Genomic DNA, 19,696 nt, shown 5'->3' on the forward strand with positions numbered 1-19,696 from the left:
GTCACACTGCCTCGATCAGCATGGCGCCGCCGAGCCCGCCGCCGATGCATTCGGTGGCAACACCGCGCCGCGTGCCGAGCCGCTTCATCGTGTTGACGAGATGCAGCACGATACGATTGCCGGAGGTGCCGACGGGATGTCCGAGCGAGATTGCGCCGCCATCGACATTGAGTTTTTCGCGGTCGATCTCGCCGGCCGCGCCCTCGAGCCCCAAAATCTCGCGGCAGAACTTGTCGTCATTCCAGGCGGCGAGGCAGCCGAGCACCTGGGTGGCGAACGCTTCGTTGAGCTCCCAGGTCTGGACGTCCTGGATGGTGAGATCGTTGCGCTTCAGCAGCGGCGTCGCGGACATCACGGGACCGAGGCCCATGATAGCAGGATCAAGTGCGGCCCAGTTGCTGTCGACGATGACCGCCTTCGGCGTCAACTTGTGCCTGGCGACCGCGTCGTCGGACGCCAGGATCACCCAAGACGCGCCGTCGGTGATCTGCGAGGAATTGCCGGCCGTGACCTGGCCCCAGGGACGCTCGAACACCGGCCTCAGTTTGGCGAGCGTCTCGGCCGTCGAGTCCGGACGCACGCCATCGTCATGCTCGAAGAATTTTCCGTCGCGCGAGAACGCTGTCTCGACCTCACCCTTCAGATAGCCTTCCGTCTGCGCATGCGCGAGCCGGCGATGGCTCTCGGCGGCATAAGCATCGGACTGCGCGCGGGTGATGCCGAAGAGATGGCCGACGACTTCAGCCGTCTGGCCCATGTTCAGGTCGGTGATGGGATCGGTCAGTCCGCGCTCGAGGCCGATGATCGGCTTGAGATAGCGCGGCCGCAGCCTGAAGGCAGCGGCAAGCTTCGCGGCCACGCCCTTGGCGGTAGCAAGGCCTGCGAACCAGCGCACGCCGGAATTCGGCCAGACCAGCGGCGCGTGGCTCAAGGCCTCGGTGCCGCCGGCGAGGATCATGTCGGCATGGCCCTCGCGGATGTAGCGATAGGCGCTGTCGATCGACTGCATGCCCGAGCCGCAATTGATCTGCACGGTGAAGGCGACCATGTCCTCGCCCATGCCGAGCCGGAGCGCGGCGACGCGGGCCGGGTTCATCTCGTCCGCGATCACGTTGACGCAGCCGAGGATGACTTGGTCGAAGGTATCAGGCGAAAACGGCTGGCGCGCCAGCAGCGGCCGGCCGCATTGCACGGCGAGATCGACCGGCGTGAACGGCCCCGGTCCCGAGCGCGCCTTCAGAAACGGCGTCCGGCTGCCGTCGACGATGAAAACCGGTCGTGCCATCAGCTCGCCGCCCTCTGTTCACCGAGTTCCTGGAAGAACTGATGCACGTCGCCGGATTTCTTGTAAATCGGCGACAGCGCCTCCGGCGCAAAATCGTCGACCTCTATCACTTTTGTGACGGCTTCGCGGGCCGCAGCCAGCTGCTCGCCCTCGGCCTGCGTGATCACGCCCTTGACCACCGCATCCTTCCAGTCGCTCATATGTGCTGCGCGCATGCGCCTGGCGATTGCGTCCGTGCCTGAGACCAGGTTGAACGCGCGCTCCAGCCGGGCGAAGCCGCCATCGTCGTCGACATAAGCGAGGTCGGGTGTGAGGCGGTCGCGCGCGGCAGACGGCTCCAGCACGATGCTTGCGCATTGATGCACGACCCGGTCGGAGGGACCCAGCACGCGGGCGCCGAAGGGCTGGATCACGAACTTGAGGATGCCTGCGACGAAGCGGTTCGGCAGATTGGCGAGAATCTCCGCAAGCCGGTTCTCGATGGTCCGAATGCCCGTCGCCATGCACCATTCGAGCGCGGCAAAATCCTCCTTCTGCTGGCCCTCGTCCTGCCAGCGCTTGAGCGCGGCCGAGAGCAGATACAGCTCGGACAGGATGTCGCCGAAACGTGCCGACAGCATCTCCTTGCGCTTGAGCGCGCCGCCGAGAGTCAGCAGCGCCATATCGGCGCAGAGGGCAAACGCCGCGGAGTAACGCGAGAGCTGGCGATAGAATGGCATCGCTTTGCCCGCATTCGGTGCCGGCGCAAAGGCGCCAAAGCTCCAGCTGCGGCCGAAGGCGCGCAAGAGTGTCTCGAAGCTGTGGCCGACATGCTTCCAGAACGCCTTGTCGAAGGCGGTGAGCCCGCGCTCGCGATCGGCATCCGCGAGCGCATTCATCTCGTCGAGCAGATAGGGATGGGCGCGGATGGCGCCCTGCCCGAACACGATGAGATTGCGGGTGAGGATATTGGCGCCCTCGACGGTGATGCCGACAGGGACGGCACGGTGGAGATTGCCGAGATAGTTTTGCGGACCATCGATCACGGCCTTGCCGCCATGGATGTCCATCGCGTCGTCGACCGCGGTGCGCATCCGCTCGGTCGCGTGCAGCTTCATGATGCCCGAGATGACGGCGGGATGGATGCCGGCGTTCAGCGCGGCGCAGGTCAGCCGCCGCGCCGCATCGAGCTGATAGGCGGTCGCGACGATGCGCGCGAGCGGCTCCTCGACGCCCTCGAATTTGGAGATGGAGATGCCGAACTGCTCGCGGATGCGGGCATAGGCGCCGGTGGTGCGTGCGGCATAGGCGGCGCCGGCGGCAGAGAGCGACGGCAACGAGATGCCGCGGCCGGCGGCGAGCGCCGTCATCAGCATCTTCCAGCCCTGCCCCAACCGCGCCTGGCCGCCGATGACGTAGTCGAGCGGAATGAAGACGTCCCGGCCCCAATTCGGGCCGTTCTGGAAGACCTGCATCGACGGCAGATGGCGCTTGCCGATTTCGACGCCGGGAAGGTTGGTCGGGATCAGCGCCACGCTGATGCCGAGCTCTTCCTGGCTGCCCACGAGATGATCGGGGTCATAGGCCTTGAAGGCGAGGCCAAGCAGCGTCGCGACGGGACCGAGCGTGATGTAGCGCTTGTGCCAATTGAGCTTCAGGCCCAGCACCTCCTGGCCCTCGAAGGTGCCCTTGCAGATGATGCCGTTGTCGACCATCGAGGCGGCGTCGGAGCCGGCCTCGGGGCTGGTGAGGCCGAAGCAGGGAATGTCGCGGCCGTCGGCAAGACGCGGCAGCCAGCGCTGCTGCTGCTCCTTGGTGCCGAAGTGCATCAGGAGCTCGCCGGGGCCCAACGAGTTCGGCACCATCACCGTCACCGCGGCGGCGATCGAGCGAGTCGAGATCTTGCGCACCACTTCCGAATGCGCGTAGGGCGAGAAGCCGAGGCCGCCGAACTCCTTCGGAATGATCATGCCGAAGAATTTTTCGCGCTTGATGAAGTGCCAGACATCGGGCGGCAGGTCGCGCCATTCCCAAAAGATCTTCCATTCGTCGAGCATGGCGCAGAGCTCGTCGACGGGGCCGTTGAGGAAGGCCTGCTCCTCGTCGGTCAGCTTGGCCTGCGGGACCTTCAGCAGCTTCGACCAGTCAGGGTTGCCGGTGAAGAGATCGGCGTCCCACCAGACGTCGCCGGCCTCCAGCGCCTCGCGCTCGGTATCCGACATCGCCGGCAGCACGCCGCGCGCCCAGGAGAAGATCGGCTTTGTCAGGGTGTCGCGGCGGAAGCTCATGGCGGACCTCATGCATCGGCGCGGTGATCGGGCATTTTAGCGGAAAGTGGCCGGCGGAGGTGAACACTTCGCCTGCGAAAAGACGCGAATTGACGCGGCCGGGCAGCCGCCCAGGGGCCATAACGGCCAAGGCGTGGTGGCAGTTCCGGGAGGAGGTCTAGGCTACGAGGCCGGCCGGGCTAATCCGGCCGCACCATCTCGAACATGTTTTCCGGCTTGATCTCGAAATAATCCCCGCTGCGGCCGGCGCGGACGATCGGGCGGGCGGCGGCGGTCTGGTAGACGCCGTCCTTGATCATGGCCTTGTCGATATGAACGGCAACGACCTCGCCAAGCGTCAGCCAGGCATTGGCTTCCTTGCCGTCGGCGCCCTTGAGCCGGACGATGTCGGAGACCTTGCATTCGAAGGCGACCGGGCTTTCGCCCACGCGCGGCACGTTGACGAGCCTGCCGGGCACGGCGGTGAGCCCGGCAACCTCGAACTCGTCGACCTCAGGGCCAACGTGCGCCGCAGTCGCGTTCATGTGCCTCGCCAGGTCCATGGTGGCGAGATTCCAGACGAACTCACCGGTCTGCTGGATGTTCTCGACCGTATCCTTCCAGTTGGTGGAGGAGAAGCCGATGATCGGGGGGACATAGCAGAACGCGTTGAAGAAACTGTAGGGCGCGAGGTTGACGTGGCCCTTGGTGTCGCGCGACGAAATCCAGCCGATCGGCCGCGGCGCGACGATGGCGTTGAAGGGATCGTGCTTGAGGCCGTGGCCCTTGGCGGGCTCGTAGAAGTGCAGGTCTTTGTCGGTCACGCTGGCTTTTCCTTGATCGTCATTGCGAGCGCAGCGAAGCAATCCAGAATCCCTCCACGGAGACAGTCTGGATTGCTTCGCTGCGCTCGCAACGACGGAGTGTGTTGATCCGTCCTGGGCCGTCCCGGCCGGTCGGTCGGGGGGAGCCTGCTTATAGGAGGAAATCCGTCGCCGCGTCAGTGCCGCGGGGACAATCCCGCGATGACGAAATCGATCATCTGGTCGATGGTCGGGCCCGGCTTGGTGGCGCACTGGGCGATCATCTGGGGGTGGAAAAAGCGCATCATCGCGGTGCAGGCGCACAGCGCGGCCAGTTGCAGGTCCGGCGCCTCGAACTCGCCGGAGGCCGCGCCTTGCGCGATCATCTGGCCGATGACCCCGGCAATGCACTCCATGTGGTTGACGCAGACGTCCCAGTCCTCCTGCATCGCGATCTCGACCATCTCGTGCAGCTTGTTGTCGCCGACATAGCGCTCGGTGTTCATGCGGTTGATGGTGGTGAGCAGTTCGCGGAAGCGCGGCAGTACCGGACCGGGCCTCGCCACGATCCGCTGCGCTTCCAGCTCGACCTCGCCCATCAGCGAGCGGGCCACCGCCTGATGAATCGCCTTCTTCGATTCGAAGAAGCGATAGACGTTGGCGGGGCTCATCTTGAGCTCCTTGGCGATGTCCCCGACCGTGGTCTTGAGATAACCGATCTGGCGGAACAGCCGCTCTGCCACCTCGAGAATACGATCCCGGGTGTCGCCTTCGATATGTTCCGAAACCAGTGTCATCTGTCAGGACTCGTCAATCAGCAGTTCATCTTCACTTATTCAGCCGCCTCAGCAAGCGGAATTGCGTGCTGGTCATCGCTCCCATGCTGCGGCGCGGCAGGCTGCTCGGGGGTGCCCGCCTCGTCCAGGCTCTTGCGGAACCAGAGGGCGTAAAGGCCCGGCAGGTACAGCAGCGTCAGGAAGGTGGCAACGAACAATCCGCCCATGATGGTGATCGCCATCGGCCCCCAGAACGCCGAGCGCGACAGCGGGATCATGGCGAGGATGGCGGCAAGCGCCGTCAGCACCACCGGACGGGCGCGGCGGACGGTGGCCTCCACGATCGCCTCGCGGCGCGTCAGGCCGTGAGAAACGTCGGTCTCGATCTGGTCGACCAGGATGACCGCGTTGCGCATGATCATGCCGGCGAGCGCGATCAGGCCGAGCAGCGCCACGAAGCCGAACGGGGCGTTGGCGATGTTGAGCCCGAAGGAGGCGCCGACGATGCCGAGCGGCGCGGTCAGGAACACCAGGATCAGTCGCGAGAAGCTCTGCAGCTGGAACATCAGCAGCGTCAGCATCACCATGACCATCAGCGGGAAGAGAATGAAGATCGAGGCGTTGCCCTTGGCCGATTCCTCGAACGCGCCGCCCGCCTCGATGCGGTAGGCCGGCTCGAGGTTGTCCTTGATCGCCTTCAGCTTCGGCGCGATCTGGCCGGTGACGTCGGGGGCCTGCACGCCATCGACGACGTCGGAGCGCACGGTGATCGCCATGTCGCGGTTACGCCGCCACATGATCGGCTCCTCGTGGGCATACTCGATCTTGGCGATCTGCTGCAGCGGCACGGCCACGCCGTTGCGCGAGGTGATGGTGAGATCGCCGACGGCGCCGAGGTCGAGCCGTTCGGACGAGACGGCGCGCGCGACCACGCCGACCTTCTCGATGCCGTCGCGCACGGTCGTCACCTGTGAGCCCGAGATCAGCATCGACAGCGCCTGCGACACGTCCTGAGGGGTCAGGCCCATGGCGCGGGCGCGATCCTGGTCGACGACGAGCTTGAGGTAAGGCGACTGCTCGTTCCAGTCGAGCTGGACGTCCTTGACGCTCTTGTTCTGCCGCATGACGTCGCGGACCTGGTAGGCGATCTCGCGCACCTTGTTGGCATCGGGGCCGATGACGCGAAACTGCACGGGGAAACCAACGGGGGGACCGAAATTGAAGCGGTCGACTCGCACGCGGGCCTCGTTGAGCGCGCCGTCGGCAACGGCGTTTTCAAGCTTGGCCTTGATGCGCTCGCGCGCCTCGACGCCCTTTGCGACGATGACGATTTCGGCAAACGCCTCGTTCGGAAGCTGCGGATTGAGGCCGAGCCAGAAGCGCGGCGAGCCCTGTCCGACATAAGCCGTATAGGTCTCGATGTCCTTGTCGTCCTTGAGCATCGTCTCGGCCTTCTTCACCGCCTTTTCCGTGACGTTGAAGGCGGTGCCCTCGGGCAGGCGAAGCTGGAGGAACAGCTCGGGACGCTCGGACAGCGGGAAGAACTGCTGCTGGACGTGGCCGAAGCCGACGATCGAGGCGATGAAGACGCCGACGGTCGCGGCCACCACGGTGATGCGGTGGTTGACGCACCACTGCACGATGCCGCGCAGGCCCCGATACATGCGGGTCTCGTAGACCGCGTGCGGATCGTGATTGTGGTGCACCTTGATGTTGGGCAGCAGCATGACGCCGATATAGGGCGTGAAGATAACCGCCACGAACCAGGACGCGACCAGTGCGATCGCCACGATCCAGAAGATGCTGCCGGCATATTCGCCGACCGCGGAATTGGCAAAGCCGATGGGGAGGAAGCCAGCGGCCGTGACCAGCGTTCCCGTGAGCATCGGAAACGCAGTGGATTCCCAGGCAAAGGACGCCGCACGCATGCGGTCCCAGCCCTGCTCCATCTTCACCACCATCATCTCGACCGCGATGATGGCGTCATCCACCAGGAGGCCGAGCGCGATGATCAGCGCACCCAGCGTGATGCGGTGCAGGTCGAGCGACATCGTGTTCATGACGACGAAGACGATGCCGAGCACCAGGGGCACCGACAGCGCGACCACGATGCCGGTACGCCAGCCGAGCGCCAGGAACGACACGAACAGCACGATGACGAGGGCTTCCATGAAGGAGTGCACGAATTCGCTGACGGCGTGCTCGACCACCTTGGGCTGGTCGGCGATCAGCTTGATGTCGACGCCCTGCGGCACCGCCTTCATGAATTCGGCCGTCGCCTTCTCGACCTCCTTGCCGAGATCGAGGATGTTGGCGCCCTTGGCGGTGACGACGCCGATGCCGATCGCGGCCTTGCCTTCCTGACGCACGATGAAGCTCGGCGGGTCGACGTATCCATGGGTGACGGTGGCGATGTCTCCGAGGCGGAACACGCGGCCGTTGCTCTCGACCGGGGTTTCGGCGACGGCCTTGGCGCCGTCGAGCGCACCGGTGACGCGCAGCGGCACGCGCTGCGACGAGGTCTCGACCGTGCCGGCCGGCGTCACGTTGTTCTGCTTGGCGAGCGAATCAAACAGCGCCTGCGGCGTGATGCCGAGCGTGGCGAGCTTGGCATGGCTGAACTCGACGAAGATGCGCTCATCCTGGTTGCCGTAGACGTCGACCTTGGTCACGCCCGGCACCTTCAGAAGGCGCTGACGGAAACCCTCCGAGACCTTCTTCAGCTGGGCGTAGTCGGCGCCGTCGCCGGTCATCATGTAGAGGATGGAATCGACGTCGGAGAACTCGTCGTTGACGACGGGTCCCAAAATCCCCGAGGGCAGCTGGCCCTGCACGTCGACCAGCTTCTTGCGCAGCAGATAGAAGAGATACGGCACGTCCTTCGGCGGCGTGGAATCGCGGAAGGTGACCTGGAGCGCGGTGAAGCCGGGCTTGGAATAGGTCTGCACCTTCTCGAAGTAAGGCAGCTCCTGGATCTTCTTCTCGATGGGATCGGCGACCTGCGCCTGCATCTCCTGGGCGGTCGCGCCCGGCCAGAGCACGGAGACGTTGACCACCTTCACCGTGAAGAACGGATCCTCGGCGCGGCCGAGCTTCTGATAGGAGAAGAACCCGGCGACGCCGAGAATGAGCATCAGGAACAGGATCAGCGTCGGATGGCTGACGGCCCAGGCCGAAAGATTGAAGCGCTTCATCGCACTCTCCAAAGATGATCCGGTTGCAAAAAACGAAAGCCACTCTGCTCAACGCGTCGTCGCGAGGCAGCGAAGCAATCCAGGGGGCTGGGCAGGTTCTGGATCGCTTCGCCGCTTCAGTCCCAGCATTTGCGCTTGGGCCGAAACTCACCTCACACGACGTAACTCGTAAACGAGACTTAAAAGGACAGTGACGACACGATCCGCACCCTCTGGCCCGGATCGAGCTTCTGCACACCGAGGGCGACGATCTTGGCGCCCTCTTCGACACCGCCGGTGATGACGACGTCATTGCTCTCGTAGGACTTCACCACGACCGGCTTCAGCGTGATCCCGCCGTTGTCGTCGACGACGTAGAAGGACGGCTTGCCGCCTTCGTTGAACAGCGCCGACAGCGGCAGCCGCGCGACGCGCTCGGTCGCAGCGTCCGACAGCGTCAGCGTCGCCGTCATGCCGAGCGAAACCTTGTCGTCGGCCTCGGGCAGCGAGAACTTGGCGAGATAGGTGCGCGTGGCGGGATCTGCGGTGGGTGCGATTTCGCGCAGCCTGGCCGTATATTTCTTGCCCGGCTCCGACCAAAGAGTGACGCTGGCGGCGCCCGATTTGGCACGTCCGACCAGCGTCTCAGGGATCGCGACGACCGCTTCCTTTTCGGCAAAGCGGGCGACACGGATCGAGGTCTGGCCTGCGGAAACCACCTGGCCGGGCTCGATCAGCGTTGCGGTGACGACGCCACGGGCGTCGGCGTTGAGCGTCGCGTAGGAAAGGGAATTCTTGGTCAATTCGACCGAGCGCTCGGCCCGGTTCAGGCGCGCACGCGCCTCGTCGGCGGCGGCGCGGCTCGAATCCATCGCCGCATCCGTGGTCCAGCCCTTGGCCTTCAAATCCTTGGCGCGCTGCTCGGCGGCGGCGGCCTGAACCAGCACGCCGGTCGCAGCGGTCTGTTCGGCAACGGCTTGCTCGGCCTGGAGCTTCAGATCGACCTCATCGAGGATCGCGAGCGGCTGGCCGATCTCGACGGTCTGGCCGACTTCGACCAGGCGCTTGGCGACCTTGCCGGCAACCCGAAAGCCCAGATCGCTCTCGATCCTCGGCCTGATGGTGCCAACGAAGCTGCGCTCGGGCTTTTCGGCATCATAATGGGCGGTGGCGACGAGAACCGGCCGCGGCGGCTCGGCCTTTTCAGCGACGCTGTCATTGCACCCAGCGAGGGCCGCAGCCACTAGCGCCAGCGAAACACCGGCCAAGAGCTTCGAATAGCTGGACAAAACCGTTCGGACGAACATCGGAGGACACTCCCTCGGCTGCAATGAGAGGAATGTCGACTAATCACTGATAAAAGTCAATATTCGTCAGTCATCAGGAAAGCGTGATCGTTAAGAGGTGGTAACAATTCTCTGGAATTGGCGGAGCTCCCTTTTCCTGATAGGGTTACATGTAACCGAACGGAGCGACCTATGCCGTCCTCTTCTAAGCCAAAGTCGTCGCGAGCGAAGGTCCGCGAGCATCGAGACCGGCTGCGCGCTCAGGGGCTCCGTCCGATCCAGATCTGGGTTCCGGATGTCCGTTCAGCCTCCTTCAAGGCGGAGGCCCATCGCCAGTCACTGGCGGTCGCATCGAACCCGCACGAGGATGACGATCAGGCTTTCGTCGATGCGATCTCCGACTGGCCTGGCGAGACAGAATAGCCTGCGAACAGCGCAGGGATCTAGTCGGCAGGGCCTCAGGCCCGAAACAGTTTCGCAGCAGGCTCTGGCCCAAACTCGCTCCTCCTGAAACTCGTCGGCACGGAGGGAGGTCGAGCAACTGAGCGTGCCCAGCATGGCGGTCCACGAACCAATGAAGAGAGGCGAAGTCTGGACAGCAGCAGGCGCAAAGGACTACGCGGGGAAACCCCGTCCGGTCATCATCGTGCAGGACGACGATTTTGACGCAACGGAATCGATCACGGTTTGCCCAATAACAACATCCGAAACCGAGGCACCTCTCTTCAGGTTGCAGGTCGAACCGAACGACCGCAACGGCCTCCGAGTGGCATGCCGCCTAATGGTCGACAAGATCACCACGGTACCGAAATCCAAGATGGGCGTGCCGATCGGGCGGCTCGACAACGAGGATCTCTCGCGCCTCAATCGCGCCATGCTGGTGTTTCTCGGGCTGGCTGGTTCACAAAAAACCCGCGGCACAGCTTAGCGATCCGCGCGCCGCAGCAGCTTCGCCCTTCCAGGACGGTCCGAAGGACCATCCCGGAATAGCAGTCCCCTCACCGCCCCTGTTCGGCGAACTCGTGCTTGCTGTCGTGGCCGCCGATGAAGACCAGGATGCCGGCGATCAGCGGCAGCACCGCGAGCACGAGCAGGCCGGTCGAGGTCTGGCCGGTGGCTTCCTTGACCCAGCCGATCAGGTAGGGACCGCCGAAGCCGGCGAGGTTGCCGATCGAATTGATCAAGGCGATGCCGCCGGCCGCCGCCGTGCCGGAGAGCCAGGCGGTCGGCAGGGTCCAGAACACGCCGAAACAGCAGAACACGCCGATCGCGGCAACCGTCAGCACGATCATCGTCAAAGTGGGGTCGGTGAGATAGCTGGAGACGCCGAGCGCAGCGGCGGTGAGCAGCAACGGCGCGCCGACATGCATCACGCGCTCGCGCGTGGCATCGGAATGCCGTGCCCACAGGATCATCGCGATGGTGCCGAACAAATACGGGATCGCGGTGACGAAGCCGGTCTGGGCGTTGGTGAGGCCGAATGCCTTGACGATCTGCGGCAGCCAGAACTGCATGCCGTAGAGCGCGCCAACGAAGCCGAAATAGACCAGGCTCAGCATGATCACCTTCGGTGAGGTCAGCGCCTCGCCCAGCGACAGATGCTTCACCGCCTGCTTGGCCGCGATCTCGGAATCGAGCTTGGTCTTGAGCCACGCCTTCTGCTCGGCCGAGAGCCAATCCGCCTTCTCGGGCCTGTCGGTGAGATAGAACCAGGTGACGATGCCGAGCAGCACCGAGGGAATGCCTTCGATGATGAACAGCCACTGCCAACCCTTCAAGCCCATCGCGCCGTCGAGCCCGAGCAGCAGGCCCGAGACCGGCGCGCCGATCACGGTGGAGACCGGCACGGCGATGGCGAAGGCCGCAAGGAAGCGGGCGCGATATTCGGCCGGATACCAATAGGTGAGATAGAGGATGATGCCGGGGAAGAAGCCGGCCTCGGCGACGCCGAGCAGGAAGCGCAGCACGTAGAAGCTCGTGACGCCGCTCGTGAGCGCCATCAGCGCCGAGATGATGCCCCAGGTCACCATGATGCGGGCGATCCAGCGGCTGGCGCCGAACTTCTCCAGCGCCAGATTGCTCGGCACCTCGAAAATGAAATAGCCGATGAAGAAGATGCCGGCGCCCCAGGAGAAGATCAGCGGCGTGAATTTCAGCTCGGCGTTCATGGTCAGCGCGGCGAAGCCGAGATTGACGCGGTCGAGATAGGAGAAGAAGTAGGCCAGCACCAGGAACGGGATCAGGCGCCAGGAGATGGCGCGGATCGTCGAGGTCTCGATTTCCGACTTGGCTGCGCCGGTCGAACCGGCATAGGTCGTGGTCTGGCTCATGGCTTCCCCCGGGGTTGTTGCTTTTATGGGCTGATCGGGGGTTTTGAGCATCGCCGCAAAAGAGTCAATGGAGCAAGCAATGCAATGGGCGCAACGGGCCACCACGTTGCGCTACGACAGAGATCGGTGATCCGCGCCGCGCACAACTACTCAGCCAATTGAAACTTCTCAAAACGATCGAGCTCCTCCTCGATCTTCCGTTTGAGCTCCTTGCGCCCCGCGGTCTTCTTCCCCTCTCCGACCCAGGTCCATTTCTGCATCAGCAGCTTCTTCGCCTGCCGGTCGGTCTTCAGATCGAGCGCGGCGACGATCTCGTCGCCGACCAGCACGGGCAGCGCGAAATAGCCGAGCTTGCGTTTGGCTTTCGGCACATAGGCCTCGAACAAATGGTTGTAGCCGAAAATGAGATTGGTGCGCTTGCGCTGGATGATCAGCGGATCGAACGACGATAGGATGTGAACGAGATCAGGTGGCGCGCGCTCGCCCGGCTCGAGCGCAGCCGGCAGTGCCCAGTGCTCCTGCTTGCCGGCACCCTCGATGGCAACGGGCAGGAGCTCGCCACGGCGGACGCGCGAGGCGATCAGGCCAGCCACCGCCGTCTTGCGCGGCGCGTCGAGATGGCAGACCGAATCGAGGCTCACGACACCTTGCGATCGCAGCGCGCGATCGAGCAGATAGGCCGTAATATCCTTTGCCGACGCCGGCTTCGGCAGCTTGTCCCAGCCGAAATGGCGCGTCATCAGCTCATAGGTCTTGAGCATGCCCCGGCGCTCGCTGATGGTCACGGCCCCCGTATAGAAGGCGAGCTGCAACGCCCGCTTCGAGGGCTTTCGGCTTTGCCAGAGATGCTCCTTCTCGGTGAGCACGTCGTCCTCGATGTCGCGGATCGTCAGCGGGCCGGCGCGCACCAGCCGCATTACCTTGCGCATGTCGGCAGATTTCACCGAGGCGAACCATTTGTGCCCCTCGCGGCGGTGCTCGCGCATCGCCGGCAGGAAGAAGCGGAAGTCACCGGCCGGCACGTAAGAGAGCGCATGCGTCCAATACTCAAAGACGCTTCTATCTACGCTCTGGGCTTGGCGCAGGTCGGCGCGGCGGTAGGACGGGATCCGGCTGAACAGGATATGGTGATGGCAGCGCTCGATCACGTTGATGGTGTCGATCTGCACATAGCCGAGATGCGCGACCGCATCCGAGACGGCTTGCGCGCCGTCACCGAACGGCGCGCGCTCGTCCAGCCGCTGGGCATGAAGCCAGATTTGCCGGGCCTGTGTCGTGGTGAGTGGAATCGGTTTGGGCGCGCGGGACATTGCGGGTGGGAATGTAGCGGAATTCGCGCCGGGAGAAAGAAGCGGGCCGGACTCAGCAAAAGAAAAGCCGCGCTGCCATCTGCTGACAGCGCGGCCGCCTGGCGTGGCCGAGGCCCTATTTCATCATCATGGCTTTCTGCGCCTTCATGTAATGCATGCAGCCGCCCTTCATCTTGCCATTGCTCATATCGGTATTGGCCATGGCCATTTCCTTGTTGGCCGCGACCTTGGCCGGGGTATCGGCCGTGCCCATCATCATGGCTGTCGATTTCATCATGTTATCGCCGGTGCACGCCATCATGGCGGCGGATGCCGGTGAAAGGGAAAGGGTGAACGCGACAAAAGCGGTGGCTGTGAGCAAGATCTTCATCGAAAAGTCTCCTCCGTAAAACGAAACCGGCGTCATGCCGGCCTTCGCAATTACGTATTCTCTGGCGAAGACGTTTCGTGGAGAAGACAATTTTCTTGCTGCGCTGCGAAGGCGGAAGGCTCAGCGGCCAGCTTTCGGGGCTTTGGACCGGTCGCCCACGCTGCCTGTTGCGACATCGGGTTCGCACGAAGCCTTGCCGCGCTCCTCCGCCTGACAGCGATAGACACTGCCGGTGAGACGATCGACCAGCCACATGTTCTCGTCGGTCGGCGCTTCAAGCCCGACATAGCGGGAGGTCAGTCCCGTGATCAGCGTCGACAGCAGGATCGCCACCGCGATCATCGCCGCGCCGATGTAGATGGGCATGGAGATCAGGGACACGGACCGATCCGGCGGGCCACTGCGATAGAACTGTAATCACTTGGCCTCGGCACTGATGGAACTCGGCTCCCTTCGCTCGTGCGTGGCGGTCGGGGTCTGCTAGGCGCGCATCTGGCCGATTTCTTGTCCGCGAGCTGGCCATGCCGCGACGGCTTTGCGACGTTCGATGCCCGCCGCTTCCCGCGAGCCCGCCGGCTCACGCCGACGCCGTGGGTGGCCTGCACAGCTCGACGTGATTTGAATCACCTGGGGCCCGGCCGCCGCTCGAACCCGTGCTGCGGAGAGCGCGACCGCTGCTATTGGTCCGACCGTGCCTGTCCCCGGAGCAGGAGCGGAGGTCGCCGATCACGCGCCCCGAACACCGCAAAATGCGCTAGGATCGACCTGGAAGCGGTTATAAGCACCGTGACCGAGATCACATTAGGACCTTTGAACCTTCCCTATGCTCGCAGCATCAAATCGCCATGAGGCGTCACAGCGAGGATACGACAATGACCCGTTTCAATAAGTTTTTTGCACTGAAGGCGATTACCCTTTCGGCAGTTCTGTCGATGACGGCCGGCCTGGCTATGGCCGGCGATGGCAATATCTCTACCAATCAGATCCTGGATGCATTGAAGCCGAAGTCGGCGACCCGCGGTCTGTCCGCAGGTCCGCAGGTCGATCCGGCGGTGCAGGCCAAGGAATCGACATTCCTGAACACCGTGCGCAACCGTTCGACGCGGTCGCTCTCGACGGGCGAGCGCGAGCAGATCGCCGAGCTCGCCGCGACCAAGCCGAAGATCGATCTGGAGATCCAGTTCGACTACAATTCGGCCGACATCGCCAAGACGTCGGTGCCGTCGGTGCAGGCGCTCGGCAAGGCGCTGTCCGATCCCTCGCTGAAGGGCTCGACCTTCGTGGTCGCCGGCCACACCGATGCGGTCGGCACCGAGGGATACAATCAGGGGCTCTCCGAACGGCGGGCCGACACCATCAAGAAGTACCTGGTGCAGAACTACGGCCTCACCGGCACCGATCTCGTCACCGTCGGCTACGGCAAGACCAAGCTGAAGGACGCCGCCAACGGCGCCGACCCGATCAACCGCCGCGTCCAGGTCGTGAACATGGACACCCAGACCGCGTCGAAGTAAGTCACAGGTCATCACCCATAAAGACGCCGCCTGCCGTTCTCCCGGCGGGCGGCGTCATCATATCCAGCTTTGGAAGAGCATCAGCCGGTTGAAGAGCTGCATCGATGTGCCGACGAAGGCCGCCGAGATCGGCAGCATGGCGGCAAAGCCTGCCGCCGCGACCGCGACATAAGCCCACAACAGCCAGCGTGGCAGACCGTCCCGGCGCAGCACGTAGACCAGCGCGAGCGACGCCACGGTCGCGGCCGGCAGATAGTAATATATGAAGGCGAGCGTCCGCGGCAGCAACGCCCAGGCGAGCCACGACCCGAAATAGAAGGCCGCGATCAGGAAGGCATCCCGGCGACGCGCGACGACGAAGTCGCGCAGCACGACGGCGAGCGCGAGCAGCGCCGGCCACAGCACCAGGGGATTCCCGAGGAAGACGATCGCGGAGACATTGTCGTCCGCACCCTTGTCGAACAGGAACCACACCGGGCGCGCGAGCAGCGGCCATGACGGCCACGCGCTCATATAAGTGTGACCGGCGATGGCAGTGGTGGTGTTGTCGGCGAAGATCCGGCGCTGCGCCTCGACCAGATCCGGCAGCGACACGCCGTAGAGCGGGACGAAGGCCGCAAGATATGTCACCGCGGGCAGGACGGCGAAGCAGAGCACGACGTGATGTAATCTGAAGTCGGGCCAGAGATCGGGCCGGTACCAATCCCCCGGCTTCGCGTCGGCAAACAGGGTGTGCCAGCCCTGCATCAGGCGGATCAACGCGACGATAACGATGCAGATTCCGAGCGGAAACAGGCCGCTCCATTTGCAGGCCGCAGCGCAGCCGAACAGGCTGCCGGCAGCCGCGAACAACGCATGAGGCCGGTCCTTTCGAAAACCGTGCATGAAGGCGGCAATCGCGAGCAGGCCGAAGCCGAATGCAAAAATGTCGAGCATCGCGATGCGCGCCTGCACGTACAGCATCTGGTTGCAGCCGGCGATCAGGGCGGCGGCGATCGCAGGCCCTTGCGCGGCGAACATTGCGAGGCCGCACAGATAGATCGCGACGATCGCGAGCGCGCCGAACAACGTCGCGGGATAGCGCCAGCCCAGCGCGGTGTCGCCGAAGGCCGCGATCGATAGCGCGATCAGCTCCTTCGCCAATGGCGGATGCATCGGATTGAGCATCGGTTGCGACATCGCTGGCGCCAGCATCTGCCGCGCCGCCGGCACGTAGTGCACTTCGTCGAAGACGAACTTCTCCGGCGTCGTCAGGCCGATCAGCAGTGCGAGATGCGCGACCAGGAAAATCGCGACAGCAATCACTGCGCTCCGCGACACCTTCGGAACCGCGGGCGAGTCGAACGACGTGTGTGGGGATGTTTTGCGTGGCAAATTTGCGTCACCGCGGAGAATAATCGAGATCGCGGTTTTCATTGAACGCATTCTGCCGCAACTGTCACTAAGCATAACGCAGGTCTCGCGCTGCTTGTGATAATTCCGCCACATCGCAAGCGCGCGTGATCCGGTACGATCAGGGACACATCGATCGGTTGCGAAATGAATTTGCGTTTCTGGCTTTTCTCCACGCTGTTGTCGACCACCTTGTGCGTGGCCCCTTGCGCCCAGGCGCAGACCCGCGTCGGTGAAGCCGTCGTGATCCAGAATGAAGTCGTTCGCGTGGCCGCGGCCACGACGCCGATCAGCGTCGGCGACAGCATGCTGCGGGACGAGACAGTGCGCACCGGCGCCAGCAGCGCGGCGCGCTTCGTGATGGCCGACAGCACGAATCTGTCGCTCGGTCCGAGCGCCACGCTCAAGCTCGACCGCACCGTCTTCAACGACGAGCACAGCTATCGTGATGTCGCAATCCGCATGACGACCGGCGCATTCCGTTTCGTCACTGGGCATTCCGAGAAGACCGCCTACAAGATCACGACCCCGCTCGCGACCATCGGCGTGCGCGGCACCACACTCGATATCCTGTCCCAGCGCGGCCGCTCGGTCGTCGTGCTGCAGGACGGAGCCGCTAGTGTCTGCACGACGAGCCAACAATGCGTGCAGCTCACCCAGCCCGGCGACACCGCAATCATCACCTCGACCGGCGGCAAGGTCTCTATAAGTAAGACCAATACGCCGCCCTGGACCTTTGCCGCGACCTGCGCCGCGAGCGCCGGACTGTGCGCGGTCAACCAATATGCGGACGCGTCGCCGACCATTACGCCCGCTATCCATGATGACGGCATGCTGTGCGGACGCTGACGATGCAGGTATTCAACGTCAGGCGCGTCATCCTCGCGAGTGTGCTGACCGCCGTGGCTACGTTTGCGTTTGTCGCGGTCGATACCCTTCCGGCGGCAGCCGCCACGATTTGCGAGTCCGAGTGCGGAGAGCCGACGCCCTCCCCTTCGCCGACATATTCACCGACGCCAACCTACAGCCCTTCGCCTTCGCCCAGCCCCTACCCGTCATCGTCTCCGAGCCCTTATCCGTCATCGTCGCCGAGCCCGACGCCAACGCCAACCGGCGCGGATTCCAGCGGCGGCTCGATCGGCGGCCTCGCCAACCAGCGCTTCAACCAGATGATCACCAACCGGGTGCTCGGCACGGTGCTGCTCGGCGTCAACGAGCAGGTCAATTGCAGCAACTGCGTCAGCGCGTTCGGCTCCGCCGGCTCATTCTCGGCGGGCATCCACGGCCGCAAGGAGCTGACCAACAATCTGTCGCTGCTCGCCGGCATCGCCTACACGCAATACAGCGAGGGCGGCTACAACATCACCAGCGCGCCGATCGGCGCGTTCGCGCTGCGCTATGATTTCACCGACTGGGGCTCGTCGCGCCCGTTCTTCGACGTCGGCACGATCCTGACGCCGTGGGAGAAGGCGCGTTACACCCGCAGCTACAACACCAGCCTCGGCCCGGTGAGCGTCACTAGTTCGACCAACGCCGCGAACTACGCCGTCTACGGCCGCGCCGGCTGGATAAGCCGCGTGTCGCCCCGCGACGAGGTCGCCGCCTCGATCGAAGTCTGGCAGCTCTGGCAGCGCGTCTCGGGCTATACGGACAGCGCAGTGGCGTTCAATCCGTTCGACGCCAGCATCGCGACCGGCACCGACCGCACCAGCCTGGTCAAGATCGGCGGCCAGTGGACGCATCTCTACGGCAGCAATATCGAGGCCAACATCAATGGCGGCTGGGTGCAGTCATTCGCTGGCCATAGCGGCATCGTCGCCACCGTGACCGGCGACGGCGTGGTGGTGCCGACCATGGGCAAGCAAGGCTGGTTCGAATATGGCGGCCGGCTCGGCTTCCGCGTGCAGAAGGGCTGGATCGTGGACCTGTTCGCCAACGGCACGCTCGGCCCGCAGCCGGTGGGTAACACCATCCACGGCGGCGTGGGGCTGCGGATCAATTACTAGCGGCGGGGCCTTCGCCTCAAATTCCCGCTGTCATGCCCCGGCTCGACCGGGGCATCCAGTACACCGCGGCCTATCGATTGACCAACGACCGTCTCGGCGTACTGGATCGCCCGGTCAAGCCGGGCGATGACAGTGAGTATGTTCACGCCGCCGACTCCCCTTCGAACGCCCGCCGCAGCGCCTCCACGTCCAGCTTCACCATCTTCATCATGGCCTGCATTGCGCGTGCGGCGGCCGCCTTGTCGGGGCTCGAGAGGAATTCGAACATCACCTTCGGCACCACCTGCCAGGCCACGCCCCAACGATCCCTGAGCCAGCCGCACTGCTCTTCCTTGCCGCCATGGGCCAGGAAGGCACTCCAGACGCTGTCGACCTGGGCCTGATCGTCGCAATGGATCATCAGCGAGATCGCGTGGGTGTATTCCATCTTCATGCCGCCGTTGAGGGCGACCAGGGGCTGTCCCGCCACCGTGAACTCGACGACCAGCACGGAGCCTTCCCTGCCGGACGGGCCATCTGAAACGTTGCACTGAACATGCGTGATCGCCGAATTCGGAACGAGCGAGACGTAGAATTTCGCGGCGTCCTCGGCATCGCCGCTGAACCACATGCAGGGAACGACCTTGGACATCTTGAATGCTCCTCTTCGGTTTCTTGCTGTTGTGGGTTTGGATCAGGCGTTCGCCATCTCGGACTGCGCCGCGAAGGCTGCCATGTCCATCCAGTTCACGCCCCACATGTGGCCGTCCGGATCCTCGAAGCTGCGGCCGTACATGAAGCTGTATTCGTCCTTCGGGCTGGGATCGGCCACCCCGCCTGCGGCCGCGGCCCTGCTGACGATATCGTCGACCTCGGTTCGGCTGTCGGCGGACAGGCAGAACAGCGCCTGGTTTGAGGTCTTTGCATCCGAGATCGGCTTCGGCGTGAACTGACGGAATTTGTCGTGGGTCGTCAGCATCGCGTGGATGGTCTCGGAAAAAACCATGCAGCTCGCCGTGTCGTCGCTGAATTGCGGGTTCCTGGTCGCACCGACTGCCTCGTAAAAGGCGGTGGCGCGCTTGAGGTCGGTCACGGGCAGATTGACGAAAATCATCCTGGGCATCGGAGCTCCTTGGGCGGGGTACTGCCCAAGGACGGATGGCCAGGCGGCGATCCGACACGGCTGCCGGATCTTTTTTTGGGACCCTTGCCTGCGAGGTTCTGTC

General features: G+C 64.0%; 18 protein-coding genes. 5 read left to right on the top strand and 13 right to left on the bottom strand.

All coding sequences use genetic code 11. The features are described 5' to 3' along the window. Nucleotide 1: 1 nt before the first annotated feature. From C7G41_RS26040 to C7G41_RS26065, 6 genes are all read right to left on the bottom strand, one after another. On the bottom strand, nt 2–1,285 hold the full coding sequence (locus C7G41_RS26040; protein ID WP_106945198.1) for an acetyl-CoA C-acetyltransferase: 1,284 nt from the start codon (nt 1,283–1,285) through the stop codon (nt 2–4). Continuing rightward, a complete protein-coding gene (locus tag C7G41_RS26045; protein WP_199198611.1) occupies nt 1,285–3,552 on the bottom strand; it encodes an acyl-CoA dehydrogenase in 2,268 nt (755 codons plus the stop codon). The genes C7G41_RS26040 and C7G41_RS26045 overlap by 1 nt, the downstream gene beginning before the upstream one ends. A gap of 179 nt (nt 3,553–3,731) precedes the next feature. Further along, a complete protein-coding gene (locus C7G41_RS26050; RefSeq protein WP_027516354.1) occupies nt 3,732–4,355 on the bottom strand; it encodes a flavin reductase family protein in 624 nt (207 codons plus the stop codon). A 176-nt stretch (nt 4,356–4,531) separates the two neighbouring features. Continuing rightward, the gene (locus tag C7G41_RS26055; RefSeq protein WP_106945200.1) at nt 4,532–5,131 is read right to left on the bottom strand and encodes a TetR/AcrR family transcriptional regulator; all 600 of its coding nucleotides are present in this window, start codon (nt 5,129–5,131) and stop codon (nt 4,532–4,534) included. Nucleotides 5,132–5,166: 35 nt separating this feature from the next. Next, the gene (locus tag C7G41_RS26060; protein ID WP_106945201.1) at nt 5,167–8,304 is read right to left on the bottom strand and encodes an efflux RND transporter permease subunit; all 3,138 of its coding nucleotides are present in this window, start codon (nt 8,302–8,304) and stop codon (nt 5,167–5,169) included. A 179-nt stretch (nt 8,305–8,483) separates the two neighbouring features. Further along, complete coding sequence (locus tag C7G41_RS26065) at nt 8,484–9,590, bottom strand: efflux RND transporter periplasmic adaptor subunit (RefSeq protein ID WP_106945202.1); 1,107 nt, start codon at nt 9,588–9,590, stop codon at nt 8,484–8,486. Between the two features lie 171 nt (nt 9,591–9,761). On the opposite strand from C7G41_RS26065, the gene C7G41_RS26070 reads away from it, so the two are divergent. Together C7G41_RS26070 and C7G41_RS26075 are read left to right on the top strand one after the other, a co-directional pair. Then, nucleotides 9,762–9,992, top strand: a complete 231-nt coding sequence (locus tag C7G41_RS26070; RefSeq protein WP_106945203.1) for an antitoxin MazE family protein — start codon at nt 9,762–9,764, stop codon at nt 9,990–9,992. Between the two features lie 151 nt (nt 9,993–10,143). Beyond that, nucleotides 10,144–10,497 (top strand): type II toxin-antitoxin system PemK/MazF family toxin, encoded by a 354-nt coding sequence (locus C7G41_RS26075; protein ID WP_106945230.1) that lies wholly within the window; start codon nt 10,144–10,146, stop codon nt 10,495–10,497. A 70-nt stretch (nt 10,498–10,567) separates the two neighbouring features. On the opposite strand, the gene C7G41_RS26080 is transcribed toward C7G41_RS26075, so the two are convergent. From C7G41_RS26080 to C7G41_RS26095, 4 genes are all read right to left on the bottom strand, one after another. Then, nucleotides 10,568–11,899 (bottom strand): MFS transporter, encoded by a 1,332-nt coding sequence (locus C7G41_RS26080; protein ID WP_106945204.1) that lies wholly within the window; start codon nt 11,897–11,899, stop codon nt 10,568–10,570. Between the two features lie 146 nt (nt 11,900–12,045). Beyond that, nucleotides 12,046–13,209: a winged helix-turn-helix domain-containing protein gene (locus C7G41_RS26085; RefSeq protein ID WP_106945205.1), complete on the bottom strand. Its 1,164-nt coding sequence runs from the start codon at nt 13,207–13,209 to the stop codon at nt 12,046–12,048. Nucleotides 13,210–13,324: 115 nt separating this feature from the next. Beyond that, nucleotides 13,325–13,579 carry a hypothetical protein gene (locus C7G41_RS26090; protein WP_106945206.1) on the bottom strand — a complete coding sequence of 85 codons (255 nt, stop codon included), beginning with the start codon at nt 13,577–13,579 and terminating at the stop codon, nt 13,325–13,327. 120 nt (nt 13,580–13,699) lie between these two features. Next, nucleotides 13,700–13,945: a hypothetical protein gene (locus C7G41_RS26095; RefSeq protein ID WP_106945207.1), complete on the bottom strand. Its 246-nt coding sequence runs from the start codon at nt 13,943–13,945 to the stop codon at nt 13,700–13,702. A gap of 506 nt (nt 13,946–14,451) precedes the next feature. On the opposite strand from C7G41_RS26095, the gene C7G41_RS26100 reads away from it, so the two are divergent. Then, complete coding sequence (locus C7G41_RS26100; RefSeq protein WP_106945208.1) at nt 14,452–15,093, top strand: OmpA family protein; 642 nt, start codon at nt 14,452–14,454, stop codon at nt 15,091–15,093. 57 nt (nt 15,094–15,150) lie between these two features. Here the strand turns inward: C7G41_RS26100 and C7G41_RS26105 are convergent, their stop codons facing one another. After that, on the bottom strand, nt 15,151–16,581 hold the full coding sequence (locus C7G41_RS26105) for a phospholipid carrier-dependent glycosyltransferase (RefSeq protein ID WP_106945209.1): 1,431 nt from the start codon (nt 16,579–16,581) through the stop codon (nt 15,151–15,153). Between the two features lie 51 nt (nt 16,582–16,632). Here C7G41_RS26105 and C7G41_RS26110 point away from each other — a divergent pair, with 51 nt between their 5' ends. After that, nucleotides 16,633–17,334 (top strand): FecR domain-containing protein, encoded by a 702-nt coding sequence (locus tag C7G41_RS26110; RefSeq protein WP_106945210.1) that lies wholly within the window; start codon nt 16,633–16,635, stop codon nt 17,332–17,334. Between the two features lie 2 nt (nt 17,335–17,336). Further along, on the top strand, nt 17,337–18,491 hold the full coding sequence (locus C7G41_RS26115) for a hypothetical protein (protein WP_199198612.1): 1,155 nt from the start codon (nt 17,337–17,339) through the stop codon (nt 18,489–18,491). A 142-nt stretch (nt 18,492–18,633) separates the two neighbouring features. Here C7G41_RS26115 and C7G41_RS26120 read toward each other — a convergent pair whose 3' ends face one another. Both C7G41_RS26120 and C7G41_RS26125 read right to left on the bottom strand, forming a co-directional pair. Beyond that, the gene (locus C7G41_RS26120; protein WP_106945212.1) at nt 18,634–19,122 is read right to left on the bottom strand and encodes a VOC family protein; all 489 of its coding nucleotides are present in this window, start codon (nt 19,120–19,122) and stop codon (nt 18,634–18,636) included. Nucleotides 19,123–19,164: 42 nt separating this feature from the next. After that, nucleotides 19,165–19,593 carry a VOC family protein gene (locus C7G41_RS26125; RefSeq protein ID WP_106945213.1) on the bottom strand — a complete coding sequence of 143 codons (429 nt, stop codon included), beginning with the start codon at nt 19,591–19,593 and terminating at the stop codon, nt 19,165–19,167. Nucleotides 19,594–19,696 lie beyond the last annotated feature (103 nt).

This window comes from Bradyrhizobium sp. MOS002, assembly GCF_003020115.1.
GTDB lineage: Bacteria > Pseudomonadota > Alphaproteobacteria > Rhizobiales > Xanthobacteraceae > Bradyrhizobium.

Excerpts from the sequence above, each read along its gene's own strand:
- C7G41_RS26055 (WP_106945200.1), bottom strand. The coding sequence starts at position 5,131 with ATGACACTGGTTTCGGAACATATCGAAGGCGACACCCGGGATCGTATT.
- C7G41_RS26045 (WP_199198611.1), bottom strand. The coding sequence starts at position 3,552 with ATGAGCTTCCGCCGCGACACCCTGACAAAGCCGATCTTCTCCTGGGCG.
- C7G41_RS26060 (WP_106945201.1), bottom strand. The coding sequence starts at position 8,304 with ATGAAGCGCTTCAATCTTTCGGCCTGGGCCGTCAGCCATCCGACGCTG.
- C7G41_RS26105 (WP_106945209.1), bottom strand. The coding sequence starts at position 16,581 with ATGTGGCGGAATTATCACAAGCAGCGCGAGACCTGCGTTATGCTTAGT.
- C7G41_RS26120 (WP_106945212.1), bottom strand. The coding sequence starts at position 19,122 with ATGTCCAAGGTCGTTCCCTGCATGTGGTTCAGCGGCGATGCCGAGGAC.
- C7G41_RS26115 (WP_199198612.1), top strand. The coding sequence starts at position 17,337 with ATGCAGGTATTCAACGTCAGGCGCGTCATCCTCGCGAGTGTGCTGACC.
- C7G41_RS26070 (WP_106945203.1), top strand. The coding sequence starts at position 9,762 with ATGCCGTCCTCTTCTAAGCCAAAGTCGTCGCGAGCGAAGGTCCGCGAG.
- C7G41_RS26065 (WP_106945202.1), bottom strand. The coding sequence starts at position 9,590 with ATGTTCGTCCGAACGGTTTTGTCCAGCTATTCGAAGCTCTTGGCCGGT.
- C7G41_RS26085 (WP_106945205.1), bottom strand. The coding sequence starts at position 13,209 with ATGTCCCGCGCGCCCAAACCGATTCCACTCACCACGACACAGGCCCGG.
- C7G41_RS26075 (WP_106945230.1), top strand. The coding sequence starts at position 10,144 with ATGAAGAGAGGCGAAGTCTGGACAGCAGCAGGCGCAAAGGACTACGCG.
- C7G41_RS26125 (WP_106945213.1), bottom strand. The coding sequence starts at position 19,593 with ATGCCCAGGATGATTTTCGTCAATCTGCCCGTGACCGACCTCAAGCGC.
- C7G41_RS26095 (WP_106945207.1), bottom strand. The coding sequence starts at position 13,945 with ATGCCCATCTACATCGGCGCGGCGATGATCGCGGTGGCGATCCTGCTG.
- C7G41_RS26080 (WP_106945204.1), bottom strand. The coding sequence starts at position 11,899 with ATGAGCCAGACCACGACCTATGCCGGTTCGACCGGCGCAGCCAAGTCG.
- C7G41_RS26110 (WP_106945210.1), top strand. The coding sequence starts at position 16,633 with ATGAATTTGCGTTTCTGGCTTTTCTCCACGCTGTTGTCGACCACCTTG.
- C7G41_RS26090 (WP_106945206.1), bottom strand. The coding sequence starts at position 13,579 with ATGAAGATCTTGCTCACAGCCACCGCTTTTGTCGCGTTCACCCTTTCC.
- C7G41_RS26100 (WP_106945208.1), top strand. The coding sequence starts at position 14,452 with ATGACCCGTTTCAATAAGTTTTTTGCACTGAAGGCGATTACCCTTTCG.
- C7G41_RS26040 (WP_106945198.1), bottom strand. The coding sequence starts at position 1,285 with ATGGCACGACCGGTTTTCATCGTCGACGGCAGCCGGACGCCGTTTCTG.